Genomic DNA, 26,359 nt, shown 5'->3' on the forward strand with positions numbered 1-26,359 from the left:
ATGGGCTATAGCGACAGGTCTTGGACCGCGTCGCGGCGGGCACGCGAGCATGGCCGGGACCCCATGACCTCACGATCTGCCTCTGGAGCTCGCATGTCTGATCCCACCCGCGCCGCCCTCCTGCGTGCCGCCGGCGTCGGCGCGGCGGGGCTGGCCCTCACCGCGATCGGCTCGCCCGCCGCGGCCGCGGCCCGGCCCAAGGAGCACCCCAACGTCACGCTGATCCGCGGTTACTACGCCGCCTACGCCGACGGCGACCTTGACGCGTTGCGCGAGCGGTTCTTCGCCCCCGACATCCGGTGGACGATTCCCGGGCACCACCCCCTCGCCGGCACCAAGAGGGGCGTGGAGGAGGTGCTCGCGTTCTTCGCCGAGCTGGGCCGGGCCGGTTTCCGCGCCGATCCGATGGCGCTCGCTCCCGACGGCGACTGGGTGATCGACCTGCACCGCGGCTGGAGCACCGCGCCCGAGGGGCTGGACATTACCTGGGCGCTGGCCTTCCGCATCCGCTCCAACCGCATCGTGGAGGCGATCAACTTCGCGGCCGACCAGCACGCGGCGGACGCCTTCTTCTGGCGCGTCTACAAGCTCGCCAAGATCCCCGACCGCCTCGCCCCGCGCTGACCCGAGCGGCACCTGCCCGGGCCGGCGTCGGCGACTATTGAGCGGGCTTGTCGTAGACGCCGATCGACCACGCGCTGGGACGCCGGTCCACCACCTTGGCAAGGCGTTCCGGTGCCGTGACGATCGTGTCCAGGTCATAGGCGCCGCTGCCGTCCGCGGTTTTCCGGCCGAGCAGGGCGTCGGAAGGGAAGATCCAGATCTCCAGGTTCTGAGGCTTGCCGAGCCATCCCAGGCCGGCGGACTGCCAGTCGTACTGGACGTTGAGACCGTCTCAGGTGCTCACAAGGTCAGGCCGGCGGCGATGTCCTCGGCGGCTGCCGTGGGCGTCGACCTGCTGCTGGACGGACGGCATCACACCGCCGCCCCTGGCATCCGCGGGTTCCCCCCGCTTTCGACCGTATAACACCACCTGGTACATCTGTATCGGGTACAGTTGTACCAGTCGTTAAGTGATCTCGTCCAGGGAGTGGCATGGCCCGTGATCAGCGTCGGCGTGACATCGTCGAGGCGTTGTTGAGAGTCGCCGGGCAGCGCGGGCTGCACGCCGCCACGATGCGCGCCGTCGCCGCGGAGGCCGGTGTCTCGCTGCACCTCGTGCAGCACTACTTCGAGACGAAGGAGCAGCTCCTGCTCTCGGCGCTGGAGCACCTGGCCGAGCGCATGGCCGAGCGGGTGAAGGCGCGGCTGGGCCAGGGCGATCCCGGTCCGCGGGCCACCGTCGAGGCCGTCCTCGCCGAAGCCCTTCCCACCGACGAGGAGAGCCGGGTTTTCCATCTGGTCTACACGTCGTACATGGTCCTGGCGGTCACCGACCCGGCCCTGGCCTCCCATCCCCTGCTCGCGGCCCCGACCGCCATGGAGGACTTCATCACCGACCGCCTCCGCGACATGGGGGCGGGTCCTGACGCCCGCCTGGAGGCGGTCGCCCTGCTCGCCATGTCAGCCGGACTCGGCGCCGCCGTCCTGGCCGGGCAGCGCAGCGCGGAAGACGCGATGACAGCCATGCGTCACCAGCTCGACCGCCTCGCCACCTGCTGAGGAGCCGCAGGTTCGTCGTACGCCGGCGGGCGGGTGTCGCTATGTCCTCATGAATGGGAACGTTATCGCAGGCGATAACAAAGCGTTACGATGGCGCCATGGCGTCCGCGGATCTCCTGCTGCACCCGGTCCGTCTGCGCATCGTGCAGGCGTTCCTCGGCGACCGGGCGCTGACCACCAGCGCGCTGGCCGCGGAGCTCGCCGACGTGGCCCCGGCCACCCTCTACCGGCAGGTGGCCCGGCTGGCCGACGCCGGGGTCCTCCAGGTGGTCGCGCAGCGACAGGTCCGCGGCGCGGTGGAGCGCACCTACGTGCTGCGGTCCAGCGCGGCGCTGGTCACGCCGGACCAGGTCGCGACCATGAGCGCCGACGACATGCGGCAGGCGTTCATGGCGTTCGTGGCCGGGCTGCTCGGCGACGTCGACCGCTACCTGGCCCGCGAGGACCCCGACCCGGTCCGCGACGGGGCGACGTTCCGGCTGGCCGGGTTGTGGCTCGACGACGCCGAGTTCGCCGCTCTGCTCCGGGAGCTCATGCGGGTGCTGCAACCCGCTGCCGCCAACCCGCCGCGGCCGGGCCGGAAGCGCCGGATCCTGGCCACCGTCCTGCTCCCCGGCGAGGAGGCCGCCGAGAGCCGGGAGGACCCGGCGGCCACGACCCCCCGTACGACCCCGAAGCGGAGGACCCCATGACGCCGACTGATCCTGCCACCGTGGGCTTGACCGTGCTGGACCTGGCCCGGGCCGGCAGGTTCGCCGAGATCCGCGACATGTTCGCGCCCAACCTGCGTACCATGCTGGCCCCCGAGTCGCTGCAGGCCGCCTGGACCGCCGGGCTGGCCGCGCACGGCCCGGTCACCACGGTCGGCGCCCCGGTGAGCGAGCGGGCCGGAGCCGGGCCGGACGGCACCCTGGTGCGGATCCCGGTGGCGTTCGCGCAGGGCGAGGCGGCGGTGCTGGTGACGGTCACCAACACGGGCCGGCTGGCGGGCATCCAGCTGGCCCCCGCCGAGGCCGCGCAGCCCGCGCCGCCGTGGCAGCCACCCGGCTACGCCGACCCCCGCGCCTTCACCGAACAGGACGTTACCGTCAGCGCCGGCGGGCTCGCGGTGCCCGGCACGCTGACCGTGCCCGCCACGCCCGGCCCGCACCCGGCGGTGTTGCTGCTGCCCGGCTCGGGACCGCTGGACCGTGACTCGACGATCGGCCGCAACAAGCCGTTCAAGGACCTCGCCTGGGGTCTGGCCGGCCAGGGCGTCGTGGTGGCGCGGTTCGACAAGGTCACCTACGCCCACGGCGGCCAGTTCGCGCGCATCCCCGGCTACACCGTCGACGACGAGTACGTGCACCACTCCGTCGCCGCCCTGCGCCTGCTCCGCGAGCACGACGCCGTCGACCCTGCACGGGTGTTCGTGCTCGGCCACAGTCTCGGCGGCACCGTCGCCCCACGCGTCGCCGCGGCCGAGCCGGCCGTGGCCGGGCTGGTGATCCTGGCCGGCGGGGCACAGCCGCTGCACTGGGCCGCTGTCCGCCAGATCCGCTATCTGGCCTCCCTGGACCCCGGCACCGCCGCCGCGTCCCAGCCGGTCCTCGACGCGATGACCGAGCAGGCGCGGCTGGTGGACAGCCCGGACCTGTCCCCGGCGACCCCGGCCGGCGACCTGCCCTTCAACGTGCCCGCCCCCTACTGGCTGGCCCTGCGCGACTACGACCCGGCCGCGGCCGCCGCGAAGCTGGGCAAGCCGATGCTGATCCTCCAGGGCGGCCGTGACTACCAGGCCACCGTCGCCGACGACCTGTCCCGGTGGCGGGACGGCCTGGCCGGCCGTCCCGACGTGACGATCCGCGTCCACGACGCCGGCAACCATCTCTTCTTCTCCGGCGCCGGCCCGTCCAAGCCGTCCGAGTACGAGTCCGCCCAGCACGTGGACCCTGCGGTCGTCACGGACATCGCCACCTGGCTGACCACCGGCATACAGCTGCCCCGCAGCTCCTGAGCGCCATGCCCACGGTCGGACGCAGTCGTCGTCACCAGGCCGGGGACCGGCCCCGGATTGATGGCGGTGACCTGGACGGGCTGACCACCGTCGAGCTGACGCAGGAGCCCACGGTCGCGCTGCTGCCGCCCGGCCACCGCTGGCCGCACGGTCCGCGGTGCCGTTCGCCGAGCTGGCCGGAGAGGCCGCGTACCGGGAGGACCGCCCGGCCCACACCCTGGACCAGATCGTCGAGCTGGTCTCCCTCGGCCGGCTGGTGGTGGCGGTCGGCGCCGGCGTCACCGAGCGGATCGGCGACACGGTCGTGGCGGTGCCCGTTCCGGATGTCCCGGCTACCCGGCTCGTGCCGGCATGGCCGGACGACGGCGCGAACGCGGCCCGTACGCTGTTCGCGCGGGCCGTCGCGACCGACGGCGACGACCTGGAACGAGCGTCCTGACCAAGCCGCGACCGAAGCCTGGCGGCACGTCCTGGACGAGTCCGAAACCGAGCTGGGTCGCGCCACCGTCGGCCGCCAGTTCGACGCCCGTGATGTAACTGCTCTCCGGCGAGGCGAGGACGAGCGCGGCGGCGGCCTGCTCCTCGGGCCGGGCCGGCCGGCGCAGCGGGATCGCCGCCGAGTGCTCCACCCGCCACTGGTCACGCGCGACCGCGTCCAGGCCGGACGCCTCCAGGGCGGCATCCATGGCGGGCGTGTCCGTTCCGCCCGGCGCCAGCGCGTTCACGCGGATGCCGGGCCCGCTCAGCTCGTTGGCCCACGACCGGGCGAACGACCGGACAGCCGCCTTGGACGCGGAATACACGCTGAGGCCCGCCTGGCCGCTGGTGGAGGCCATGGACGTGACCAGGACGATCGACGCGCCGTCGTTCAGCAACGGCAGGGCCTTCCGCACCGTGAACACCGTGCCCTTCACGTTGATACCGAGGATGTTGTCGAGGTGCTCCTCGGTGATGTCCGCCAGCCCGGGGAACTCCCCGAACCCGATGTTGGCCACCACGACGTCGATCAGCCGGCCGTCCTGCGACACCCTGGCGTACAGCCTGTCCACGTCCTGCGGACCGCGACCTTGCCGGCCAACTGTCCCATCTGAAACTCCTGGTAGTGACCCATCAGTGAACACTCCGAGTCCACCACCGGGACCGCCGGCGACCAATGAGCACTCCGGTATCCGGCGATACACGGCAGTGGGCCCCGGCCGGCGGTGACGCCGGTCGGGGCCCCTTTGTCAGGTGATCAGCCTGGGTCAGCCGTCGGTGTCCGACGTCCGGATGTCGGCGCCAGGCACCTCGTCCGGCGTGTAGATCTTGGATTCACCCGGGTAGGGCTTCTTCCAGTCGTGCGCCTCGTACCAGGAGAAACGGTTCAGCTGCTCGGGGCTGGCCGAGTCGGGCCTGGCGGTGGGCCCGGTGAACTGCTGCCGCGACTTCCAGGTCTCCCACTTCGCCGCGACGTCCTTCTTGTCGGCGGGGACCTTCGCCGTCGGCGGGGCCTCGGCCTTCGGGTCCTGCGGCGCCGGGGTGTCGGCACCGCAGGACGGCAGGTTCGCGTTCGACAGACCGAGGGTCAGCGAGGTGCGGTTCGGCAGGAAGGTGAACGGCGTGTAGTCGGGCTTCTTGGTGAACGCCGCCGCCATCGGGGTGGCGGCGCTGTCCTTCTGGTTCATCGGCTGGATCCCGAGGATCTGCTCGATAGTGCGGATCATGGTGATCTGCGTGTAGTAGTGGCTGTCCACGGTGCCGCGCTTGGCCCAGGGGCTGATGATCTGGATCGGCGCACGGTGGCCGTCGACGTGGTCCTGGCCGGCCTGGGAGTCGTCCTCGACGACGAAGATCGCCGAGTCCTTCCAGTACTCGCTGTGCGAGATGGTGTCGACGATCTTGCCGACGGCCAGGTCGTTGTCGGCGACCTGGGCGGCCCCGTTCACCGGGCCACCGGTGTGGTCGCTCGACAGCCAGAACATGTTCAGGTTCGCCGGCCCGTTGGCCTCGAAGTCACGCTTCCAGATCTGGTACCGGTAGATGTCCGGGACACTGGTGTCGAACTTCGGGAAGCCGTGCACCGACACGTCGTTGAGGGAAGGGATCGGCGAGGAGGAGTTCAGGGTGTAGGCGGTGTCCTGGCCGGTCGACTCCATCTTCTTGGTGTCGCAGTACAGGTTCTGCCACGTCGCGCCGGCCGGCTTGGTCAGGAACTGGTGGAACTCGCCGAAGTTCCGCACGGACTGGCCCGCCGCCTGCGCACCGGTCCAGATGAAGCCGGTCCGCTGGTGGCCGAGCGCGTCGTCCTCGGTGTCGTAGCTGCGCAGGTACTCACCGGCGCTGGATTCGGTGTACTCCGGGTTGTCGGCCTGCATGAGCCAGTTGTGGCCCTCGGCGGAGTTGGTACCGACGTCGTACGTGTTGTCGTACAGCCCGAACTGGCGCGCCAGCGCGTGCTGGTTCGGCGTCACGTTCTCCCCGTACTGGGCCAGCGACGGGTCGCCGTTGCCTTCCGGCATGTCACCGAAGACCTGGTCGTAGGTCCGGTTCTCCTTGACGATCAGGAAGACGTGCTTGATCGTCGACGGGTCGCCGAGGCGCTTCGGGACCGGCTCGGCCTTCTGCTTGTTGCCCTGGGCCACCTTGACGTCGTTCTTGCCCCAGCCGTTCTGCTCGAAGACGGTGGAGGTGTACTTCGCGATCTGCTTGTCGTCCGGCAGCGTGAACCGCTGCAGGCTGGAGGTCGTGTCGTGGGTGCCGTGCCCGGCGGCGGTGGTGGGGCGGCGGGCGTCGATGCCACGGGTGTTGGAGACCAGCACCTGGTCGCCGACGGTGGTGATCTCCGCGGGGAAGTAATCCGTGGGGAGCAGGCCGACGTAGCTGACCGGCTCCTGCGCGGTCGTGTACCGGTAGACGGCGACCGCGTTGGCGCGGCCGAGCGTCACCAGCAGGTGGCCGTCGTCGGTGAGCGTCACCGCGTTGGGCTCGTAGCCCACCGAGGCCTGCGGCCACGGCTGGGTGGCGATGGTCTGGACGACCTTGTCGCTGGCCGTGTCGATGACCGACACGTCGTTGGTGGCGGTGTCGGTGACGAACAGCGCGCCGTTCTTGGCGTACAGGGCCGTCGGGTGCAGGCCGACGTCGATGCTCGTGCCGGCGGCGGCCGGGTTGGCCAGGTCGATGACGCTGACCGTGCCGGTGGTGGTGGCGCCGGTGACCGGGTCCGCGGGCACCTGGGTGCCGTAGGAGTTGATCGTCGTGTCGCCGGGCCGCGCCGGGCGGCCGCCCTCGTTGCTGACGTAGAGCTTGGTCCCGACGATGAGCATGTCGCGCGGGGCGTTGCCCACGTTCCAGCTCTGCTGGATGGCGCCGGTCGCCGCGTCGATGGCGACCACCCGGTTCTGGCCGTTGACGGCGGAGTACACGGTCTTGCCGTCGGCGGTGAACACCGCCTCGCCCACCAGGGCGCGCTTCGAACCCTGCGCGGCGATGGTGATGAACGTCGGGTTGGACAGGCTGCCGTCCGGGTTCACGGTGAACTTGCGGTAGCCGTCGGCCTGGCCGAGCCACAGCTGCGTACCGTCCGGCGAGTACGTGGGGCCTTCCTGGCCCACGTCGTTGCCGCTGATGCGCAGGTCCGCCGTCGCGCTGTTGCCGACGAGCTGCTGCACCTTCCAGCTCTTCAGGTCGATGATGGCCAGCGCCATCCCGCCGTCGGTGATCGAGGCCGCGACGTGGGTGCCGTCCGGGCTGACCGAGGACGACATGATCTTGCCGGGGTTGATGACGAGGCGCTCGCCGATCGGGTCGAGGTACTGGTCGCCGGATACGACCAGGCCCTTCTCGGTGAGCTGGCCGACCTGGTCGGTGCCGAACACATCGGTGGAGGCGTAGGCGATGCCGCCGCCCGCGACCACGAGAGTCGCGGTGGCCGCCGCCAGGAGGCGAACCCGGCGGCCGGTGATTCCGTCGAAGAGCCCGGTACGGGCCTTCGTGACGCGTTGACGCGTGACTTGCACGTTCTGTTCCTTACGAGGTGCTTGCAAGCAGGTCGACGTTCCCGTCGAACTGCCACAGGGGGTTCGGTGCGTCCCCGGCCGGGGTGCGCACCTGGAAGTAGCCGTTGACCTCCTTTGGTCCGTCTCCGTCTGCGACGTACCGCCCGTCTGCGGTGACGTCGAGCTGATAGATGGCGTTGCCCACGGCGGTCGCGCCGGGGAGGTGCCAGGACACGACACACCGCCAGTCGTTGCCAGCTCCCTCGTCGAGGACCCGGGAGCCGCCCTTGTCGCAGGACGCGGTGGCCTGCAACTGGGCCTCGGTGACGTCGGGACGGTGGAGCTCCTGCGCCTGCAGCCGGTACAGGTGGCCGTACACGGTGGCGAGGGAGTTCTGCAGCTTCGCCCGCTCGATGCCCGAGCCGGTGGCCGGGGTCGCGCCGGCGATCACGCCGATGCTGACGGCGACCAGCGCGGCCAGCGGTACGACCGCCGTCACGAGGATCTGCCGGCCCGACCCGTCGAAGGTGAGGTCGGTGAAGTCGCGCCGCAGGAAGATGCGGTAGGCCAGCGCCGTGGCGAGTACGGCCCAGGCGAGGCTCACCACGAAGCCGATGAGCAGGGGACCCGTCTGCCCGGGGTCGGTGAAGAGCCCGCGCCAGGCGAGGAAGGCGTGGCTCGGCAGGCCCAGCTGCACGGCGACCGGCAGCGGGAGCAGCTGCGCGAGCTGCAGGACGAGGGCGAGCAGGGCGGGCATCAGCAGCCCCATCGGGGATCGGCCCAGGGCGACCGAGCCGAGCAGGCCGACCGCGGCGAACGCCAGCGTCGGTGCCAGCGCGCTGAGCCATGCGAGCAGGACCGTGCCGGCCGCGTCCCCCGGGGCGAGGAGATGGCCGTCCAGGCCGACGAGGGGGTGGTTGCCGACCGCGGCCAGGCCGCCCGCGACGCTCGACGCGGTCAGCCCTGCCACCAGCAGCAGGATCACGGTGAGGCTGGCGAGGGCCTTGGCCACGAAGATCCGTTGCGGGGAGCGGACCGCCACGAGGAGGTGACGCCAGGTGCCCAGCCGGTCCTCGACGGCGAAGACGTCCCCGGCGACCAGCGCCGTCAGCAGCGGGAGCGCCCAGGTGCACGCGAAGTCCAGGACGACCAGCGAACCCGCCCAGCCGGTCGAGTTCATCCAGCGGCCGAAGACCGTGTCGGAGGGCAGCGAGGTCTGCAGGCTCACCGCGGCCACGAAGAGCGCGGGGGCGATCCAGCAGGCGAGCAGCAGCAGCCGGATCCGCCACTGGGAGAGCAGCTTGACCAGCTCGAACCGGTAGCCGTGGGAGATGGGCGCCGGCCGGACACCGGCCGGGGGCTGGGCAAGGGTCACGGTCATCGGGAGTTCTCCTCGTCGATCTGCGCGGCCCCAGCCGCGGTCCGGGCCTCGGTCCGGGCCTCGGTCTCGGCCTCGGGTCCCACGTCGGTCGCGGTCAGGGCCAGGAACGCGGCTTCGAGCGGCGTCATCACCGGCCCCAGCTCCCGGAGCGCGACCCCGGCCCCCACGAGCCGTACGACCAGCTCGTCGAGAGCCGGCTCCGGCCCGCGGACGACGAGACCGGTCTGCGCGGGCTCGCCGCCGGTCACGACGCGGAGCCCGGGTGTCTCCGAGGCCAGCCGGTGGGCGGCCGCCGGATCGGAGGTGACCAGCCGGTAGTCGAGTTCGCCGCTCTCGGCGGCGAGCTTGCCCAGCGGCCCGGAGAAGACGACCCGGCCGGTGGCGAGGATGGTGACCTCGGAGCACAGCGCGGCGAGGTCGTCCATCCGGTGGCTGGACAGGACCACCGCGGTCCCGTTCGCGGCGAGCCCGCTGATGACGCGGTGCACGTGGCGCTTGCCGGCGGGGTCCAGGCCGTTGGCCGGCTCGTCGAGGATGAGCAGTCGCGGTGTGGTGAGCAGCGCGGCGGCCAGCCCGAGCCGCTGGCGCATCCCCAGCGAGAAGCCCCGGACCCGGTCGTCGGCGACGTCGGTGAGCCCGACCTGCTCCAGCGCGTCGTCGACGCTCGCGGTGGGACCGGTGTCGTACCGGCGCAGCGAGGCCAGCGCCGCGAGGTTCTGTCGCGCGGTGAGCGAGGGGTAGAGGCCGGGTCCATCCACGAAACCCGCTACGCCGTCGGGGACGGCGAGCGTCCGGCCGACCGGCGTACCCAGGATCTCCAGGCTGCCGCCGTCCGCGACCGCCAGGCCCAGCAGCAGGCCGAGGAGCGTCGTCTTGCCGGCGCCGTTCGGGCCGACCAGGCCGTGGACCTGCCCGCTCGCCACATCGAGGTCGACGCCGCCGAGCGCGATCACCTCGCCGAAGGACTTCGTGATCCCGCGAGCCCGGACTGCGGGGGGCCTGTGCATGTCGATCTCCCTTGGTTTTGATCTCCAACCAAGGGAACTTAGGGATCTCTGTTTTCGTTAAGGCGGCCCGCAACCGAACGTTGGGCAAATGGAACTCGACTACCGTTAAGTCACACGACTGGGCGGGGCCCGCACACGCCAACGGCGATGGTTCCGCGTCCTGGACGCGGAACCATCGCCTCGGTGTTACTTGAAGCGGCGCAGCCGCAGGCTGTTGCTGACCACGAAGACGCTGGAGAAGGCCATCGCGGCCCCCGCGATCATCGGGTTGAGCAGGCCGAGCGCGGCCAGCGGCAGGGCGGCCACGTTGTAGGCGAAGGCCCAGAACAGGTTGCCCTTGATCGTGGACAGCGTGCGGCGCGACAGCCGGATGGCGTCGGCCGTCACCCGCAGGTCGCCGCGGACCAGCGTGAGATCGCTCGCCTCGATGGCCGCGTCGGTGCCGGTGCCCATGGCCAGCCCCAGATCGGCCTGGGCCAGCGCGGCGGCGTCGTTGACCCCGTCGCCCACCATGGCCACGACCTTGCCCTCGGCCTGCAGCTCCTTGACCACGTCGACCTTGCCGGCGGGCAGCACCTCGGCGATCACCTCGTCGATGCCCACCTCGGCGGCGACGGTCCTGGCGACGGCCTCGTGGTCGCCGGTCAGCAGCACCGGCGTGAGACCGAGGGCGCGCAGCCGGGCGATGGCCTCCTTGCTGGTCGGCTTGACCACGTCGGCCACCACCAGCACCGCCCGTGCCCGGCCGTCCCAGCCGACCGCGACCGCGGTGCGGCCGGCGGCCTGGGCGTCGTGCAGGTCGCGCTCCAGGGGGGCGGGAAGGTGCTGGGACCACTCCTCCAGCAGCCTGGAACGGCCCACCAGCACCGCGTGCCCGTCCACGATGCCCTGGACGCCGAGCCCTTCGACGTTGGCGAAGGACTCCACGTCGGGCAACACGCCGACGCGGGCGGCGGCACCCTTGGCGACGGCCCGGGCGATGGGGTGCTCGGAGGCGTGTTCCAGGGCGCCCGCCAGGCGCAGCACCTCCTCCTCGCTCTCGCCGTCGGCCACGTGCACGGCCGTCAGCGTCATCCTGCCCTCGGTGACCGTGCCGGTCTTGTCCAGCACCACGGTGTTGATCCTGCGGGTGGACTCCAGCACCTCCGGCCCCTTGATCAGGATGCCGAGCTGGGCGCCCCGGCCCGTGCCGACCAGCAGTGCCGTGGGCGTGGCCAGGCCCAGCGCGCACGGGCAGGCGATGATCAGCACCGCCACCGCCGCGGTGAAGGCGGCGCCCACCCCGTCGCCGGTGCCGAGCCAGAAGCCCAGCGTGCCGAGGGCCAGCGCGATCACGACGGGGACGAAGACGCCGGAGATGCGGTCGGCGAGCCGCTGCACCTGGGCCTTGCCGGTCTGCGCGTCCTCCACCAGCTTGGCCATCTGGGCGAGCTGGGTGTCGGCGCCGACCCGGGTGGCGCGGACGACCAGCCGGCCGCCCGCGTTGACGGTGGCGCCGGTGACGGCGTCGCCCACCCCGACCTCGACCGGCACGGACTCACCGGTCAGCATCGAGGCGTCCACGGCCGAGGAGCCCTCCTCGACCACGCCGTCCGTGGCGATCTTCTCGCCCGGCCGGACCACGAACCGGTCCCCCACCTTGAGCCGCTCGACCGGGACGCGCCGGCCGTCGGCCAGCTCCACGTCCTTGGCGCCCAGCTCCAGCAGGGCACGCAGCGCCGCGCCGGCGCGGCGCTTGGAACGCGCCTCGAAGTATCGCCCGGCCAGGAGGAACGCCGTGACCCCCGCCGCGGCCTCCAGGTAGATGTTGCCCGAGCCGTCGGTGCGCTCGATGGTGAACGCGAACGGGTGCGTCATCCCCGGTGTGCCCGCCGTACCGAAGAACAGCGCCCACAACGACCAGCCGAGCGCGGCGATGGTGCCGAGCGAGATCAGCGTGTCCATCGTCGCCGCGCCGTGCCGCAGATTGGTCCAGGCCGCCTTGTGGAACGGCCATCCCGCGTATACCACCACGGGGGCGGCCAGCACGAGCGACAGCCACTGCCAGTTCGTGAACTGCAACGGCGGGATCATCGCCATCGCGATCACCGGCACCGCCAGCACGATCGACGTGACGAGGCGCTCGCGCAGCGGCCGGAGCTCGTCCTCCGGCTCCCGCCCGGCCGGCTCCGCCCGCGGCGGGGCGGGCAGCTCCGCCGTGTAGCCGGCCTTCTCCACCTCGGCGACGAGCTGCCGCGGGTCGATGCCGTCGGGGAAGGTGACCTTCGCCTTCTCCGTCGCGTAGTTGACCGTCGCGGTGACGCCGTCCAGTTTGTTCAGCTTGCGCTCGATACGGTTGGCGCAGGAGGCGCAGGTCATGCCGCCGATCGAGAGTTCGACCTGCCGGTCATCGGCGATCTGGGTCATCACCGTGCTCCTTTCTCTCGTTCAGTGGCCGTGGCCGTCGTCGCCGTGCCCGCTCGGGGTGGCCTGCGGGACGGCGGGGCGCCGGCCGGCGCCGAGGGTGAAGTCGGCGGTGCGGACCTTGCCCCCGTGCTGGAAGTCCAGGAAGAGGCGGTAGTCGCCGGCACTGGGCACCTCGGCGTGGAAGACGATCTCGGGACCGGCCTTGGTCCTGCCGTCGCCGGGCTCACCGTCGGGGTGGACGTGCAGGTAGGCCAGGTCGCCGGCGCGCAGGGCCACCAGGTGGCCGTAGGCGCCGAGGTAGGGCTGCAGGTCGGTGACCGGCTCGCCGTCCTTGGTGACCTTGAGGGTGAGCCTGCTCGACTGCCCGGGCGTCAGCTCGCCGTCCAGGGTGACAGTATATCCGTCGACCGTCGTCGTACGGCTGCGCTCCGGCAGCGGCCTGGGCCCGTAGTCGCCCGCCACGGCCAGGTCCACGCCCAGCGTCAGGGCGCTGCCGCCGGTGGGCGTGAAGTCGGCGAAGGCCCGGTAGGGCCCGGCGTCCGGCAGCCTCAGCCCGACCGACCAGACGCCGTCCGGCGCCATCTCGGGGTGCAGGTGCTGGAAGGTCGCAAGGTCGCGGGAGACGACGATGAAGTGCAGCTTCTTGTCGTGCTCGACCTGGTAGCCGGTGACCGCCGCGCCTCCGGGGCCGGTCACCGTGAAGCGGAAGTCGGTCGGCTCGCCGGGTCTGATCGTCGTGGTGAGCGGGTTGAGGGTGTAGCCGTTCTCGGACACTTGGAGCCCCCCGGGGGTATCTTCCTTAGCCTGTTGGGTGGCTTGCTCCCCATGACCCGCGCTCGTGGCCGGCGCCGTCGTGGGCGCCGTCATGGCGGCGTGGGCCTCGGCGGCGGGGGGTGTCGCGACCGGTCCCACCACCCTGCCCATGCCCAGCGCGCCGCCGAAGACGACTGCCAGGCCCAGGACGTAGGAGCCGAGCTTGGCCGCGGTGTTCACCGGGTCGCCACTTCGTAGCCGGCCTCCTCCACCGCGGCGGCGATCCGCGCCGGGTCGATGGGGCCGTCGCTGTCCACGGTCAGCAGCCCGGTCGCCAGGTCCACCTCGACCTTGGTGACGCCGGCCACCTCGCCGACCTCCTCCTTGACCGAACTGACGCAGTGGCCGCAGGTCATGCCCTTGACGGTGTACGTGGCGGTGTTCATGGAACTGGCGCTCATATCAATCTCCTTCAATCGGCCTGATCAGGAACGAACAAGTCTGGCGATGGCGTCGGAAGCCTCCTTGACCTTGGCCTCCGCCTCCGGGCCGCCCTTCTGGGCGGCCTCGGCCACACAGTGGGCCAGGTGCTCTTCGAGCAGTGACAGGGAGAACGACTTCAGCGCGCTGGTCGCCGCGGACACCTGCGTCAGGATGTCGATGCAGTATTTGTCCTCATCGACCATGCGCTGCAGGCCGCGGATCTGCCCTTCGATCCGGCGCAGCCGCATCGCGTGCTCCTGCTTGCTGCCGCTGTATCCGGCCATGTCCACCCCTCTCACCTCGGCGCCTCTGACAACACCATACCCCCCTATGGTATTCCCGGCAACCGGCGGGCGCCCTCTCGCCAGGCTCCGGCGGCGTCCACGGCAGGCGCCGGGGCCGCTCACTCCACCCCCGAGGAACACTGTCCTCACCCGGCATCCGACTCGCCGGGCTTTCGGGCCAACCCCGCACGGCGCGGACGCGGAGAACGATAGTTTCCCTCGTGTGTCACGCACGAACGAAATATGGCTGGGGGAGATAAAACCCCAGGTCAACGCCCACCCTCCGGCGGGCTGGCAACCCTGGCCTTTGTGCCAGTTCATCCTGAAAGTGCACAGCAGATGTGATTTGCGATGCGATTATTGCTACGTCTACGAAATGGCCGATCAAAGCTGGAAAATGCAGCCGCGTCGGATTTCGAAGGCGGTCATCGCGCAGACCGCGGCCCGGATCGCGGAGCACGCCCACGCGCACCGGATCCCCGCCGTCCACCTGATCCTGCACGGCGGCGAGCCGCTCCTCGCCGGCGCCGACCACATCGCTCACACCGTACGGGCCATCAAGCAGGCGCTCGGCCCCGGCGTCCGGCTCGACGTGAGCCTGCAGAGCAACGGCCTGCGCCTCGACGAGACCTACCTGCGGCTGTTCGACGAGCTCGGCGTGCGCGTGGGGCTCAGCCTCGACGGCGACGCCGAGGGCCACGACCGCCACCGCCGCCGTGGCGACGGCCGGGGCAGCCACGCGGCCGTCACGGCCGCCCTCGACCTGCTCACCGGCCGCTACCGGCACCTGTACGCCGGCCTGCTCTGCACGGTCGAGCTGCGCAACGACCCGCTCGCGACCTACGAGGCGCTGCTGAGGTCCGCGCCGCCCAGGATCGACTTCCTGCTGCCGCACGGCAACTGGGAGACGCCGCCGCCCGGGCTGCCCGCCGCCGGAGACGGCACCCCGTACGCGGACTGGCTCATCCCCGTCTTCGACCGCTGGTACGCCGCGCCCCGGCAGGAGACCGAGGTCCGGCTGTTCGCCGACATCCTGCGGCTCCTGCTGGGCGGCCGGTCGTCGGGCGAGGTCGTCGGGCTCGGACCGGCCCGGATGGTGGTGATCGAGACCGACGGCGCCATCGAGCAGTCCGACACCCTGAAGTCGGCCTATCCGGGCGCCCCGACGACCGGGTTCCACGTCTCCCGCGACACCTTCGACGCCGTGCTGCGCCACCCTGCCGTCATGGCCCGCCAGCTCGGCCGCGGCGCCCTGGCCGCCGAATGCCAGTCCTGCCCCGTCGTCCGGGTGTGCGGCGGCGGCCTCTACGCCCACCGCTACCGTCCAGGCAGCGGCTTCGGCAACCCGTCGGTCTACTGCCACGACCTGTTCCGTCTCATCACTCACATCCGCGGCGTGGTCGAGCGCGACGTCGCCGCCCTCCTGGAAGGCCGCCGATGATGCTCAAGCACCATGTCGTACCCGAGGAACACTTCGCGGCGCTGGGGTCGGGCGGCGGCGGCGCCGAGGCGGCCGGGTTCCTGGCGCGGGCGCAGTGGAGCAAGCACGTCCTGCTCGTGTACGGGGTGGTCACCGCCTCGCGGGAGTGCGGGCACGAGGAGGCCGGCGTGGCCGCCCGGGCGTACCGCCTGCTGGAGGAGGCGCAGCGGCACGACAGGGCGGCGGTGGACGCGGTGCTGCGCCATCCGGCCGTGGGCGCCTGGGCCTGGCGCACCTATCACGCGCTGGCCACGGGGAAGGGCGGTCACTCCCCCGCCCGGCTGGCGGCCGTGGCGGCCGCCGCCGCGGTGCGCTCCGGGATGGACTTCACCGCCGAGGTGCGGGCCGAGGACGGCGGCGTCATGCTGCCCTCGCTCGGCCGCGCCGCGTGCGCCGGCGGGATCGCGCTGGTACGGCGGGCGGGCGGCCCCGCCGAGGTGCTGTCGGGCGGCCAGGCGATACGCCTCCCGGACGACCCGCGGCACGACGCCCCCGGCTGGGAGGCGCTGCGCCACCTGAGCGCCGAGTCCCGCGGCCGGGCGGTCACCTTGTGCGTCGACGACCTCGACCCCTACCGCATGCCCGGGGCGCGGCTGGCGGCCGAACGGCTGTCCGCCGAGGAGATCGAGACCTGGCGGGCCGCCCTGGTGAGCGCGTGGGAGCTCATGGTCGCCCATCACTGGACCATCGCGGCGGAGGTGTCCGTCGCCACCCGCGTGCTGACGCCGCTCACGGACATCCCCGGCGACCAGATCAGCGGCAGCTCGCGCGAGGCGTTCGGCTGCATCGCGCTGTCCACGCCGCCGGACGCCGTGGCGTTCGCGCTCACCTTCGCGCACGAGGTCCAGCACGGGAAGCTGTCGGCGCTGCTCGACGTGGTCCCGCTGCTGCTGCCGTCGCCCGGCGAGCGCTATTACGCCCCCTGGCGCAACGACCCGCGCCCGCTCGGCGGCCTGTTCCAGGGAGCCTACGCCTACGTCGGGGTCAGCGGCTTCTGGCGCAGGCAGCGGCTGCTGGAGCGGGGCGAGGCGGCCGTGGCCGCGGAGGCGGAGTTCTTCCGCTGGCGCGAGGCGGCCGAGGGGGCGACCCGGGTGATCGCGGGCAGTGGCCGGCTGACGCCGCACGGCGAGCGCTTCGTCGGGCGGATGGCCGCCACGCTGGCGGCCTGGCGGGAGGAGGAGGTGTCGCCCGCGGCGATCGCCAGGGCCCGCCGCGACGCCGCCGACCATCGCGACCAGTGGGAGAGCCGCAACGGCCTCACCCCGCCGGCTCCAGGCGATGTGACAGTTCACGGATGAACTCGCGGGCGTCTCCCCAGTAGACGCCCGCCCGCATGTTCTGCCGCGAGATCCTGGCGAGGTTGTACTCCTTGGCCGTCGCCTCCATGCCGCCGGGGTCGGGGTCGTGGAGGGCGACGATGTTCCGCTTGGGGGCGGTGATGCCCGACAGGAGGGACATCAGCAGCTCGTACGACGCCGACCGGGGGTTGTAGCCCAGGATCAGGAACGGATAGGTGACCAGGGCGCCGATGATGTCGGCCGACCACCGGCCGTACTCCACCCGCATGCACCTGAGCCGGTCGCCCCTCGTCAGCACCAGGGTGTCGGGGGAGTCGTAGGTCCCGGCCAGATGGCAGACCAGGGGCCGTTCCGGGGTGGGCGCCACCACGGGCTGGGTGGCGACCAGGAGCTCCGGCCGCCACGGCGGCACCTTCACGACGGGCTCCCGGCCGGCCTGCAGCAGCGCCCGGGTGAGCCGGTCGTCGTAGCAGGTCGTCAGGTAGGAGGTGGCCGGGATCTTCGCCAGGAAGGCGTAGGGGTCGTCCGCCTCCTGCGGCCGTTCCGCCTCGCCGCGCAGGGCGGCCAGGACCTCCTCGGCCATGGCCGCCCGGTCCGGCAGCGTCATGGCGAAGTCGAGCACCGACTCCACGTTCCAGGCGTCGGCGTAGGGGTAGCCGAGCCTGCCGGCCCATTCCCAGCTCAGCGCGCGCAGCCGGGCGTCCGCCTGCCGGGAGGTCTCCGCGCCGACGACGGGCGTGCAGTCGCCGGTGGAGATCTGGTAGATCAGCCGCGTCCAGTCGTCGTGCTCCATCTCCCTGGCCAGGGCCGAGCCGCGGCGCGCGGGCCTGGCGGGTGCGGGCTCGCGCGTCCGCTGCGGGGCGCCGTCGCCGGCCGGAGCGGGCGGGGCGGTGAGCGCGACGCCCGCGTACCGCTCGGCGCCGTCGCCGTCGCCGATCTGCTGGAAGTAGCGGACGAGCTTGGCCACGAAGGCGCGGACGTCGTCGTCGGTGCAGCCGGCCAGGCCGGAGGCCTCGGCGTGGCCGGCCAGCTCCGCGTAGCGGGGGTGGGTGGCGCGGTCCTCGGGATCGCCGCAGTCGGCCCCGGCCAGCAGCCGGTGCACGTCGTGCCGGACGCGTTCGCGTTCCTCCTCCGGCAGCAGCTCCTTGACCGTGGACTGCAGCAGCCGGTGCACCTGGACCGTTCCCCGGCCGGCCAGGCGCATGAACCCGTACCTGGTCAGCGTCCTGATCGCGTTGTCGGCCAGCACCGGGTCCCGGAACACGCCGGCCGGCTCGCCCGGCAGCGGCAGGGCGCCCTGGAGCAGCAGGCCGCGGGTGATCGACTCCGGCCGGAGGAAGGCGCAGCGCTGGAGCAGGCGCATGGCCTCGGGATGGCTCTGGGCCAGCGTCTCGAAGCCCAGATTCCAGGCCGAGGCCAGGCCGCTGCCGTAGTCGACCGGCGGGTACTTCTCCAGCATCCGCCCCGGCTGGGCGCGCAGCAGCGCGAGATAGGCGCCCGGCGCCAGGCCGGAGCCCTTGATGTAGCTGCCGGCCTGCACGATGCCGAGCGGCAGATCGCCGAGCTCCTCCGCCACCTGCGCGGCCTCCTCCGAGGAGATCCCCGGCACGCGCCGCGTGAGCAGCTCGACGCTGTCCTCACGCTGGAACACCCCGACCTCGACGGGGACGGCCACCTCGTCCCAGGCGGGGTCGCGGCTGGTGATGAGCACGTGCCCGGACCCGCCACGGGGCAGGGGCGGCACGAGCGTGGCGGGATGCCCGGCGTTGTCGAAGACGAGCAGCCACGGCCCCCAGGCCGAGTCCTCCTGGAGCAGGCTGAGCGTCTCGGCCACCAGCTCCGGCTCGCCCAGATCCAGGCCCAGGCGCCGGCCGAGCGCGGCCAGATCGGTCCTGACCAGGCTCGGCTGCTCGGCCCTGATCCACCAGACGGTCGTGTACCTGGACGAGCGGCGGTGGATGTACTCCGAGGCGAGCTGGGTCTTGCCGTGGCCGCCCGGGCCCAGGAGGCAGACGGGCCAGGCCGTCTGCGCCGCCATCTTGGCGTCGAGCTCCTCCATCAGCTCGTGACGCCCGGAGAAGTGGCCCCTGACCGGCGGGGTGCCGCCGCCCAGGATCAGCGGCCGGGAGTCCTCCACCTCGTCCTGCGGCTCGGGCCCGCGGCTCATGGCGGCCGCCACGCTCCCGTGCCGGGCCAGCCACTCGCCGACGAACGCCTCCACGTCGTCGGTCAGCCGCATCCCGTGCTCCCGCCCGTGGGCCAGGCAGGCGCGTACGTAGGCGTCGACCAGCGGCCAGGACGGCGGGCGGCGGCGTTCGCCCTCCAGCATGCCGTGGACCGTACTGGTGCGCAGCCGCTCCGGGTTCAGCCGCTGCAGCTCCCGGTAGGACGGCCCGCCGACCCGCGCCCGCAGCTCGGCCAGCGCGGCGATGAACGTTCTGAGCGATTCCTCCCCGTCAGGAGTCACCGGCGCCCGCCTTTCCCCTCCGCCGAAAGGCGTCCGGGATTGTCCTTGCCCGTTCGGAGTCATCCGCTTTCCGTAAGCTCCGCACCCGGCGGCTGTGCCGGGGTGTTCAGACCTGTCCGGCATCGGACCAGGTCATTGCGGGACATGGCGCCGGGCCGATCTCCTGATTCCAGACGCGAAACGAGGAGGAAAGATGTGGCATGAATTCGTCCTGGCACTCTCCGCCGTTCCTTTTCTGCTGGGCGCCCTGCGTTTCCTCCTGCTTTTCCTGGGCCTGCGGCTCACGTTACGCAAGACGCGCCCGGCCGACCGTCCCGGCGTGTTCCGCGATTTCGCCGGGGCGCTGAGCGGCGGGCCACCTCAGATGGGCGGCGGGTCGAAGTCGCAGTTCATCCTCTCCCGCGCCACCAGGGCGAGGCGGGCGTCGGGATGATCGACCGTCATCGCCTGGGCGTAGCCCTGCCGGGCCTCCTCCAGCAGCGCCTCGGCCTCCTCCTCGAATCCCGCCGCGGTGGTGTCGAGCGCGTGGTTGGTCGCGCAGGCCAGCAGCAGCGGATAGCTGCTCTTGAACTGCCGGCGCAGTCTCTCCAGGGTGTCGTGGCCGAGCCGCCTGGCCTCCTCGATGAGGCCCAGCGCGGCCAGGTCGCTGGCGAGGTTCACCGCGCAGGTCAGGGTGTAGTGGTGGTCCCGGCCCAGCCGGGCGTCCAGGCCGGCCAGGGCCACCTCGTCGATGGCCCTGGCCCCCTCGGCGTCGCCGCGCAGCCGCCGCAGGATGGCCAGGTTGGTGGCGCAGCCGTGGACGTAGGGGTGGTCGTCGCCGTAGAGGGACTGGTAGTGGGCCACGGCCTGCGCCGCGATCTCGTAGGCGGCCTCGATGTCGCCCGTCGCGCGCAGCGCGTTGGACAGGTTGCTGGCGGCGGCGACCGTGTCGGGATGGTGGTCGCCCATGGTGCGCTGCAGGCGGCTGTAGACGTCCTGCGCGAGTTCGAGGGAGGCGTCGAGGTCGCCGGCCCGGCGCCGGGCGATGGACAGGTCACGGGCGGTGCGCAGCGTCCACAGGTGCTCGGCGTCGAGCTCGTTGACCCCGTAGGCCAGGGCCTCCTCGCCGAGCGCGACCGCCTCGACGGAGTCGCCCTCCAGCCGGACCGCCCGGCTCAGGCCGTTCCAGGCGTTGAGCACGTTGACCTCGCCGATCCGCTGCTGGCTCTGGCTCTGCTTGCGGTGCACGAGCTCGAACAGATTCCGGGCCTTCGTGTACTCGCTGTTGAGGCCGTAGTCGATGGCCAGGTTGTTCATGAGCTGCAGGGTCGGCAGCGCCTCCTCGCCGAACACCCTCGCGTGCTGGTCGCGCAGCCGCTCGTCCAGCTCCCTGGCGGCGGGCCAGTCGCCCATGGCCCGCAGGTCCGCGGCGAACCCGCTGCTGAGCACCAGGGTCTCGGGATCCTCCGGGCCGAGCACGTCGGTCATCCGCTCCAGCGTGGCGCTGTCGAGCTCGTACGCGGCCCGGTATTCACCCAACTCCCTGACGATGCTGCCCAGGTGCCGGCGGACGACGAGCACGTCCGGATGGTCGCTGCCCGACACCTCGCTCCACCGCTCCACGAACCGCTCGGCGAAGATCCGCGCCGACTGGTAGTTGCCGGACCGGTACAGGTAGTACAGGACGTCGCGCACCATGCTGCGCACGGCCGGATCCGCGCAGTCGGCCACCCGCGCGGGCAGGATGTGGGCGATCAGCTCGTTGTAGCGCGGCCAGCTGGCGGTCTCGTCGGGATATTTGGGCGCCGCACCCGCCAGCAGCAGGTGCACCTCGTGCCGGTAGCGGGCGCGCTCCTCCTCCTCGATCTCGTCCCGCAGCAGCGCCTGGACCAGCCGGTGGACCTGGATGGTGCGTGACTGGGAGTCGATCGTGGCCAGCGCGAACCGGCCCAGCTCCCTGATCGCCCGGGTGAGCAGGATCGTGTCGCTCAGGATGGCGCTCAGCCCGGGGTCGGAGACCTCGTGGCCGGCCAGCCGGAAGACGTCGCGCGGGATCGGCTCGGGGCCGAAGAACGCGCAGCAGCGCAGCACGTCCACGGCCTCGGGCAGCTTGCTGCGCAGCTGGGCGACCGACAGCGCCCAGGCCGCGGTCATGGACATCGGGTATTCGGACGGCTTGCTCTCCGACAGCAACGCGCTCGTCTGCTCCTTCAGCAGCGCGAGATAGTCGTCGACGGAGATGCCGGTCTCGACGTGCAGGGCGCCGGCCTGTTCGAGGGCCAGCGGGAGGTCGCCGAGCTGCTCGGCCAGGCGGTCCGCGTCGGCCTCCGACAGCAGCGCGCGCCTGGACAGGAAGGCCACGCTCTCCTCGCGGGTGAAGACGTCGACCGCGACGGTGTCGACGATGCCCTGCCAGCGATGGTTGCGCGAGGTGATGACCACCTGCCCCGGCCCCTGCGGGATCAGGTCGCTGATCTCCTCCGGCTGGTCGGCGTTGTCGAAGATCAGCAGCCACCGGTCATAAGGCTCACCGCGGCGCAGGGCGTCGAGCACGGCGTCGGCGGCGTCCTCCGCGCCGCCGCGGGTGGCGGCCTGCAACCCCAGGTACGGTGCCAGGCCGGCCAGCGACGACTTGACCAGGACGGGCTGGTCGGCGGGGATCCACCAGACGACGTCGTACTCGGATTTGTAGCGGTGGGCGTATTCCACCGCGAGCTGGGTCTTGCCCACGCCCCCGAACCCGTGCAGGGCGTGCGGCACCACCGCCGTCACCTCGCTGGACAACCCCTCGTGCATCCTGTCGAGCAGGGCCGAGCGGCCGGTGAAGTTGACGTTGCGCGCGGGAACCCTGCCCCAGACCTCGGGGGCGCGCCCGACCCTGACCGGTCCTTGCTGCGAATCCGTCACGCGATCGCCTCCGTGACCTAATATCCAGCGGCAATATCTTAAAGGTTTCGAAGCCCGTGAAACATAACGTCAAGGGAAGTCATCGCGCCAGGGTCCGCGAGGGCCACAGAAGGGCAATAACGATTTGCCTCCCCTTTGGGACAGCCCATAAAGGATTGAGTCGATCACGCATTAAGCTGGGCCCCGGTTCGAGGTCCGGCCGGTCTTGTCATAGGGTCAGGTGCGACACCACCGGTTAACCGGGATAAAGATAGTAAGGGGTTTGAATGAGTGACGAACTGGACGAAACCGGTCTCGTCGATGTGGGCGACCTGACGCTCAGCGATCTTTGCCTGCTGGACGAATCAGCGTTGAGCCACGCCCTGCGCTCATTGCTGGAAGCGAGCGACGATGCGATGGGGCCGATCGCCGGCTTCAATCAGAGCATCGACGGCCTCGCCCCCCATGGCTGACAATAAGGTCGCACCTCGCCCCACGCCGCCGCCGCGCAGGAGGAGGGCGCCCGATGAAGGACTCCGACTGGGCCCGGCTGATCGACCAGCTCCAGACCGGTGACTGCACGCCGTTCATCGGCGCGGGCGCGGGCGAGGGCACTCTTTTACCGAGCGGCGAGCTGAGCCGCCGGTGGGCCACTCGTTACGACTATCCGTTCGCCGACGACGGCGACCTGCCCCGGGTCATGCAGTACGCGCGCAGCGTCGTCGGCGACTCGGCCGCTCTCAAACGGACGGTCGGCCACGAGCTCACGGCGATGGGCCCGCCCGATTTCACCGCCCCCGGGGAAATCCACTCCTTCATTTCCCGTTTCCCCATTCCGGTGTTCCTGACCACCAATTACGATGACTTCCTGCTGCGGGCGCTCAAAACCCACGGCAAGGAGCCGAGTGCGGCGATCTGCCCCTGGCACGAGGGCGTGCCCTACGATCGCGACCTGTTCGAGGGAACGCGCCCGGACGCGAGCCGGCCGGTGGTCTACCACCTGCACGGCAGCACGAAGGTCCCGTCGTCGATCGTGCTGACGGAGGACGACCACATCGAATACCTCGTGCACATGACGACGGCGCGGACGCGGCACAGCCACCACGTGGTGCCACCGATCATCCTCGACGCCCTGGCCAACAGACCCCTGCTCTTCCTCGGATACACCCTGAACGAATGGACGTTCCGGGTGCTGTTCCACGGGCTCATCCGGCGTTATCCGGCCATTCGGCGGCGACGTCACGTCAGCGTCCAGCTCGCTCCTCAGCACGAGGACGTGAAACCCGGCGCGGAGGCCCGGGCCAGGGAATACTTGGACCAGTATTTCGACGGCTGGGAGGTCTCCGTCTACTGGGGGACCCTCCGGCAGTTCTGCGCGGAGGTGACGCGGCGGATGGAGACGTCGTGACCACCTACCGAAGCGAGCCCTACGTCGGACTGCGTTCCTATTCCAGGGAGGACCACGAGCGTTTCTTCGGCCGCGGCACGAAGGCCTACGAGATCGCGGTGATGTGGCACGCGCACCGGCTCACGACGCTCTACGGCCCCTCGGGCGTGGGCAAGACGTCGGTCCTGGAGGCGGGGGTGCTGCCGCGGCTGGCCGAGCAGCGGGTCGACGTGCTGCCGATCGGGCGGCTGTCGCACGGCTCGGCGTTCCCGCTGGCGGCCCTGCCGGAGCGCAATCCCTTCACCGTCGCGCTGCTGTCGTCGTGGGCTCCCGGCGAGTCGCTCACGCGGCTGGCGGGCCTGACCGTCAAGCAGTTCCTGCGCCGCCGCGGTCCCCGTACGGACAAGTACGGCGACCCCGTCCCGGTCCTCGTCGCCATCGACCAGGCGGAGGAGCTGTTCTTCGACTTCCCGCACCGGCAGGCCTTCCGCGACCCCTTCATCTCCCAGCTCGCCGAGGCCCTCGACGACAACGAGGACCTGCGGTTGCTGCTGTCCATCCGGGAGGACTACTTCGCCCGGTTCCTGGCCCACGAGGAGCAGCTCCGCGGCGGCGGGTCGGCCGCGGCGGTCGCGCTGGCCCCGCTCCGCGAGGACGAGGCGCTGGCGGCGGTCAGGGATCCGCTGGCCCGTACCGGCCGCTCCTACGGGCCGCAGGCCGCCGAGACCCTGGTCAGGGAGCTGCGCACGGTCCGGCTCCACGGGGTGAGCGGGCCCACCTCGTACACGGTGGACACGGTGGAACCGGTCCAGCTCCAGATCGTCTGCTCCTCGCTGTGGCAGTCGTGCCCGCCGGAGATCGCGGTCATCACCCCCGAATACGTCGAACAGCACGCCGACGTGGACCGCTCGCTGGGCGACTTCCTCAGCCGCGCGCTGGAGGAGATCGCACACGAGCACGACGTGCCGCCCGACCAGCTCAGCACCTGGTTACGCGAGACGTTCATCACCGAGCTCGGCACCCGGGGCACCGCCTACGAGGGCGAGACCCAGACCGCCGGCATGCCGAACAGTGTGGTGAAGGCCCTGGTCGACCGCCACATCCTCAAGGTCGAGGTGCGCGCGGGCTCGCGCTGGTGCGAGCTGCAGCACGACCGGCTGCTGCAGCCGGTGCAGCGGGCCCAGGGCGGCGCAGCGGGGCCCAAGCCGGGCGCGGGACAGGCGCCCGCCAGCGCCGAGGAGTTCCTGCGGGTGGCCGAGCAGGTGCTCGCCGACGGCGACCTGCGGCTGGCCGAGACGCACGCCCAGCGGGCCAGGCGCCTGTGCGGGGAGGACGAGCAGCGTACGCTCGCCGAGATCGAGTCCTTTCTGGGCAACCTCGCCTACGAGCGGGGCGACTGGCCGACCGCCGAGGCCTGCTACAAGCGGGGCAGCCAGGTGTACGAGCGGCTGCGCGAAACCGGGGCGGTGGCCCGGTCGCTGGCGGCCGCCGGCCGGGTGATCCTGCACCAGGGACGGGCCGACGAGGCGGTCGCCGAGCTGCAGTCGGCCGTGCAGCGCGTGCCGCACGACCTGAACGTGCAGGTCGAGCTGGCCGTGACGGTGTGGCACGCGGGCAGTCCGCCGGCTGCCCTGTCCATCCTCCATGGCGTGCTCTCGGTGGACGGGGACACGCCCCTCGCCCTGCAGGCCCGCGGTGAGATCCTGGCCGACCTGGGCAAGCCCGAGCAGGCGCTGCGCGACCTGGACCGGGTACGCGATCCGGAGGAGCCGGCCACCATCGCGGCCCGGGCCCTCGCTCTGGCCGAGCTCGACCGGGCGGCGGAGGCGATCGCGGAGCTCGACGCGGCGCTGACGGCCGGGCGTGACCAGGGGCTGGTGGCCTACCTGTGCGCGCGGGCCCTGCACCGGATGGGCAACCGGGAACGCGCGGACCAGGTGGCCCGGGACGCGATCCGCCCTCCTCTCACGGCCTACCAACGCCGCATTCTCGCGGATTTGCACTAGCCAATGATCCCGGCCGGAAAAGTAATCCAACAGGGACTTAATTAGCCTTGCTAAATTAATTTCCCGCTGCTATACTGGAGAAAAGTCCGGGTTTATCGTTGCTAGCCTGAGCCGCATGGACAATGAATCTCAGGCAGCGTCCTCCCGCACGCTTTCCTACCGCGATCTCGAAACTTCCCTCACCGGCGAGTTCTTCTGGGACGAGACGCGCCCCGGCCCGAAACCCGGAATCCTGCTCATTCACGGCGGTGCCGGACTCGACGAGCACGCGCGATCTCAGGCACGCCGCTACGCGGAACTCGGGTACGCCGTCCTCGCCTGCGACATGCTGGGCGACGGCGTCGCGGGCAACCGGGAGCGGGTGATGGGCAGCATCATCGCCTTCCGCGACGACCCCGCACTCCTCGTCCGCCGCGGCCAGGCGGGGCTGACGGCGCTCTCCCGCTGCCCGGAAGTCGGTGGTCCGCCGGCCGCCGTCGGCTTCTGTTTCGGTGGCATGGCGGCCCTCACGCTGGCCCGGTCGGGGGTGAACCTCGCCGGTGCTGTGAGCATCCACGGCACCCTCTCGACCGGCGAACCGGCCAAGCCGGGCGCGGTCACTGCGAAGATCCTCGTCTGCCATGGTTCGGCCGACCCGCACGTCCCCATGGAACAGGTGGCGGCCTTCACCGACGAGATGAACGCCGCGGGCGCGGACTGGCAACTCGTCATCTACGGCCAGGCCGTCCATGGTTTCACGCACAGGCACGCGGTGCCGGGCGCCGCTCCCGGGGTCGCCTACGACGCGGCAGCCGACGAGCGCTCGTTCGCCGCGACGGCTGCGTTCCTCGCCGGAGTCCTCGGCGGGAACTCGTTCGGCCCCTCCCCGGCCGGCGCTTCGTAGTCTCGGAAGCCCGTTCAACGTTCG

At 71.5% G+C, this 26,359-nt stretch carries 21 protein-coding genes; 11 read left to right on the top strand and 10 right to left on the bottom strand.

Features of this window, described 5'->3' with window-relative positions; translation table 11 throughout:
- The first annotated feature begins 93 nt into the window (after nt 1-93).
- From BLS95_RS33215 to BLS95_RS33235, 5 genes are all read left to right on the top strand, one after another.
- Complete coding sequence (locus tag BLS95_RS33215; protein ID WP_090940589.1) at nt 94-624, top strand: nuclear transport factor 2 family protein; 531 nt, start codon at nt 94-96, stop codon at nt 622-624.
- 471 nt (nt 625-1,095) lie between these two features.
- Nucleotides 1,096-1,662, top strand: coding sequence for a TetR/AcrR family transcriptional regulator (locus BLS95_RS33220; RefSeq protein WP_090940592.1), 567 nt, complete (start codon nt 1,096-1,098; stop codon nt 1,660-1,662).
- Nucleotides 1,663-1,760: 98 nt separating this feature from the next.
- Nucleotides 1,761-2,354, top strand: coding sequence for a helix-turn-helix domain-containing protein (locus BLS95_RS33225; RefSeq protein WP_090940596.1), 594 nt, complete (start codon nt 1,761-1,763; stop codon nt 2,352-2,354).
- Nucleotides 2,351-3,658 carry an alpha/beta hydrolase gene (locus BLS95_RS33230; RefSeq protein ID WP_090940600.1) on the top strand — a complete coding sequence of 436 codons (1,308 nt, stop codon included), beginning with the start codon at nt 2,351-2,353 and terminating at the stop codon, nt 3,656-3,658. Before BLS95_RS33225 ends, BLS95_RS33230 begins: the two co-directional genes overlap by 4 nt.
- A 157-nt stretch (nt 3,659-3,815) precedes the next feature.
- On the top strand, nt 3,816-4,097 hold the full coding sequence (locus BLS95_RS33235) for a hypothetical protein (RefSeq protein WP_090940604.1): 282 nt from the start codon (nt 3,816-3,818) through the stop codon (nt 4,095-4,097).
- On the opposite strand, the gene BLS95_RS33240 is transcribed toward BLS95_RS33235, so the two are convergent.
- The 8 genes from BLS95_RS33240 to BLS95_RS33275 all read right to left on the bottom strand — a co-directional run bounded on the left by BLS95_RS33240 (nt 3,991) and on the right by BLS95_RS33275 (nt 13,949).
- A complete protein-coding gene (locus tag BLS95_RS33240) occupies nt 3,991-4,707 on the bottom strand; it encodes an SDR family NAD(P)-dependent oxidoreductase (protein WP_176993515.1) in 717 nt (238 codons plus the stop codon). The genes BLS95_RS33235 and BLS95_RS33240 overlap by 107 nt on opposite strands.
- Before the next feature lie 195 nt (nt 4,708-4,902).
- Entirely contained in the window at nt 4,903-7,656 is a 2,754-nt protein-coding gene (locus BLS95_RS33245; protein WP_090940610.1) for a bifunctional YncE/alkaline phosphatase family protein, read from the bottom strand.
- Nucleotides 7,657-7,666: 10 nt separating this feature from the next.
- On the bottom strand, nt 7,667-9,016 hold the full coding sequence (locus BLS95_RS33250) for an ABC transporter permease (RefSeq protein ID WP_090940613.1): 1,350 nt from the start codon (nt 9,014-9,016) through the stop codon (nt 7,667-7,669).
- The gene (locus BLS95_RS33255; protein ID WP_090940616.1) at nt 9,013-10,023 is read right to left on the bottom strand and encodes an ABC transporter ATP-binding protein; all 1,011 of its coding nucleotides are present in this window, start codon (nt 10,021-10,023) and stop codon (nt 9,013-9,015) included. The genes BLS95_RS33250 and BLS95_RS33255 overlap by 4 nt, the downstream gene beginning before the upstream one ends.
- A gap of 186 nt (nt 10,024-10,209) precedes the next feature.
- Nucleotides 10,210-12,429, bottom strand: a complete 2,220-nt coding sequence (locus BLS95_RS33260) for a heavy metal translocating P-type ATPase (RefSeq protein ID WP_090940619.1) — start codon at nt 12,427-12,429, stop codon at nt 10,210-10,212.
- Between the two features lie 21 nt (nt 12,430-12,450).
- A complete protein-coding gene (locus tag BLS95_RS33265; protein WP_090940622.1) occupies nt 12,451-13,422 on the bottom strand; it encodes a hypothetical protein in 972 nt (323 codons plus the stop codon).
- Nucleotides 13,419-13,628, bottom strand: a complete 210-nt coding sequence (locus BLS95_RS33270; RefSeq protein ID WP_090940625.1) for a heavy-metal-associated domain-containing protein — start codon at nt 13,626-13,628, stop codon at nt 13,419-13,421. The genes BLS95_RS33265 and BLS95_RS33270 overlap by 4 nt, the downstream gene beginning before the upstream one ends.
- Nucleotides 13,629-13,667: 39 nt before the next feature.
- Nucleotides 13,668-13,949, bottom strand: coding sequence for a metal-sensitive transcriptional regulator (locus BLS95_RS33275; protein ID WP_090941055.1), 282 nt, complete (start codon nt 13,947-13,949; stop codon nt 13,668-13,670).
- A 307-nt stretch (nt 13,950-14,256) separates the two neighbouring features.
- On the opposite strand from BLS95_RS33275, the gene BLS95_RS33280 reads away from it, so the two are divergent.
- Both BLS95_RS33280 and BLS95_RS33285 read left to right on the top strand, forming a co-directional pair.
- Nucleotides 14,257-15,390, top strand: a complete 1,134-nt coding sequence (locus BLS95_RS33280; RefSeq protein ID WP_281250060.1) for an FxsB family cyclophane-forming radical SAM/SPASM peptide maturase — start codon at nt 14,257-14,259, stop codon at nt 15,388-15,390.
- Complete coding sequence (locus tag BLS95_RS33285; protein WP_245765435.1) at nt 15,387-16,727, top strand: HEXXH motif domain-containing protein; 1,341 nt, start codon at nt 15,387-15,389, stop codon at nt 16,725-16,727. Before BLS95_RS33280 ends, BLS95_RS33285 begins: the two co-directional genes overlap by 4 nt.
- Here the strand turns inward: BLS95_RS33285 and fxsT (BLS95_RS33290) are convergent.
- Together fxsT (BLS95_RS33290) and fxsT (BLS95_RS33295) are read right to left on the bottom strand one after the other, a co-directional pair.
- Nucleotides 16,687-19,194, bottom strand: coding sequence for an FxSxx-COOH system tetratricopeptide repeat protein (fxsT, locus tag BLS95_RS33290; protein ID WP_143043962.1), 2,508 nt, complete (start codon nt 19,192-19,194; stop codon nt 16,687-16,689). The two genes, BLS95_RS33285 and fxsT (BLS95_RS33290), sit on opposite strands and share 41 nt — an antisense overlap.
- A gap of 360 nt (nt 19,195-19,554) precedes the next feature.
- Complete coding sequence (gene fxsT / locus BLS95_RS33295; RefSeq protein ID WP_245765436.1) at nt 19,555-22,080, bottom strand: FxSxx-COOH system tetratricopeptide repeat protein; 2,526 nt, start codon at nt 22,078-22,080, stop codon at nt 19,555-19,557.
- 266 nt (nt 22,081-22,346) lie between these two features.
- On the opposite strand from fxsT (BLS95_RS33295), the gene fxsA reads away from it, so the two are divergent.
- From fxsA to BLS95_RS33315, 4 genes are all read left to right on the top strand, one after another.
- Nucleotides 22,347-22,532, top strand: a complete 186-nt coding sequence (gene fxsA, locus BLS95_RS33300; RefSeq protein WP_090940634.1) for an FxSxx-COOH cyclophane-containing RiPP peptide — start codon at nt 22,347-22,349, stop codon at nt 22,530-22,532.
- Nucleotides 22,533-22,585: 53 nt separating this feature from the next.
- On the top strand, nt 22,586-23,467 hold the full coding sequence (locus tag BLS95_RS33305) for an SIR2 family NAD-dependent protein deacylase (RefSeq protein ID WP_090940637.1): 882 nt from the start codon (nt 22,586-22,588) through the stop codon (nt 23,465-23,467).
- Nucleotides 23,464-25,452, top strand: coding sequence for a tetratricopeptide repeat protein (locus BLS95_RS33310; RefSeq protein ID WP_090940640.1), 1,989 nt, complete (start codon nt 23,464-23,466; stop codon nt 25,450-25,452). Before BLS95_RS33305 ends, BLS95_RS33310 begins: the two co-directional genes overlap by 4 nt.
- Before the next feature lie 115 nt (nt 25,453-25,567).
- Nucleotides 25,568-26,335 (top strand): dienelactone hydrolase family protein, encoded by a 768-nt coding sequence (locus BLS95_RS33315; RefSeq protein WP_090940643.1) that lies wholly within the window; start codon nt 25,568-25,570, stop codon nt 26,333-26,335.
- Nucleotides 26,336-26,359: the final 24 nt, after the last annotated feature.

This window comes from Nonomuraea jiangxiensis (assembly GCF_900099965.1).
In the GTDB taxonomy this organism is placed as follows: domain Bacteria; phylum Actinomycetota; class Actinomycetes; order Streptosporangiales; family Streptosporangiaceae; genus Nonomuraea; species Nonomuraea jiangxiensis.

Coding starts and splice junctions, on each gene's coding strand:
- BLS95_RS33275 (WP_090941055.1), bottom strand. CDS start 13,949: ATGGCCGGATACAGCGGCAGCAAGCAGGAGCACGCGATGCGGCTGCGC.
- fxsA (WP_090940634.1), top strand. CDS start 22,347: ATGAGTGACGAACTGGACGAAACCGGTCTCGTCGATGTGGGCGACCTG.
- BLS95_RS33250 (WP_090940613.1), bottom strand. CDS start 9,016: ATGACCGTGACCCTTGCCCAGCCCCCGGCCGGTGTCCGGCCGGCGCCC.
- BLS95_RS33220 (WP_090940592.1), top strand. CDS start 1,096: ATGGCCCGTGATCAGCGTCGGCGTGACATCGTCGAGGCGTTGTTGAGA.
- BLS95_RS33270 (WP_090940625.1), bottom strand. CDS start 13,628: ATGAACACCGCCACGTACACCGTCAAGGGCATGACCTGCGGCCACTGC.
- BLS95_RS33260 (WP_090940619.1), bottom strand. CDS start 12,429: ATGACCCAGATCGCCGATGACCGGCAGGTCGAACTCTCGATCGGCGGC.
- BLS95_RS33305 (WP_090940637.1), top strand. CDS start 22,586: ATGAAGGACTCCGACTGGGCCCGGCTGATCGACCAGCTCCAGACCGGT.
- BLS95_RS33285 (WP_245765435.1), top strand. CDS start 15,387: ATGATGCTCAAGCACCATGTCGTACCCGAGGAACACTTCGCGGCGCTG.
- BLS95_RS33230 (WP_090940600.1), top strand. CDS start 2,351: ATGACGCCGACTGATCCTGCCACCGTGGGCTTGACCGTGCTGGACCTG.
- BLS95_RS33215 (WP_090940589.1), top strand. CDS start 94: ATGTCTGATCCCACCCGCGCCGCCCTCCTGCGTGCCGCCGGCGTCGGC.
- BLS95_RS33225 (WP_090940596.1), top strand. CDS start 1,761: ATGGCGTCCGCGGATCTCCTGCTGCACCCGGTCCGTCTGCGCATCGTG.
- BLS95_RS33255 (WP_090940616.1), bottom strand. CDS start 10,023: ATGCACAGGCCCCCCGCAGTCCGGGCTCGCGGGATCACGAAGTCCTTC.
- BLS95_RS33315 (WP_090940643.1), top strand. CDS start 25,568: ATGGACAATGAATCTCAGGCAGCGTCCTCCCGCACGCTTTCCTACCGC.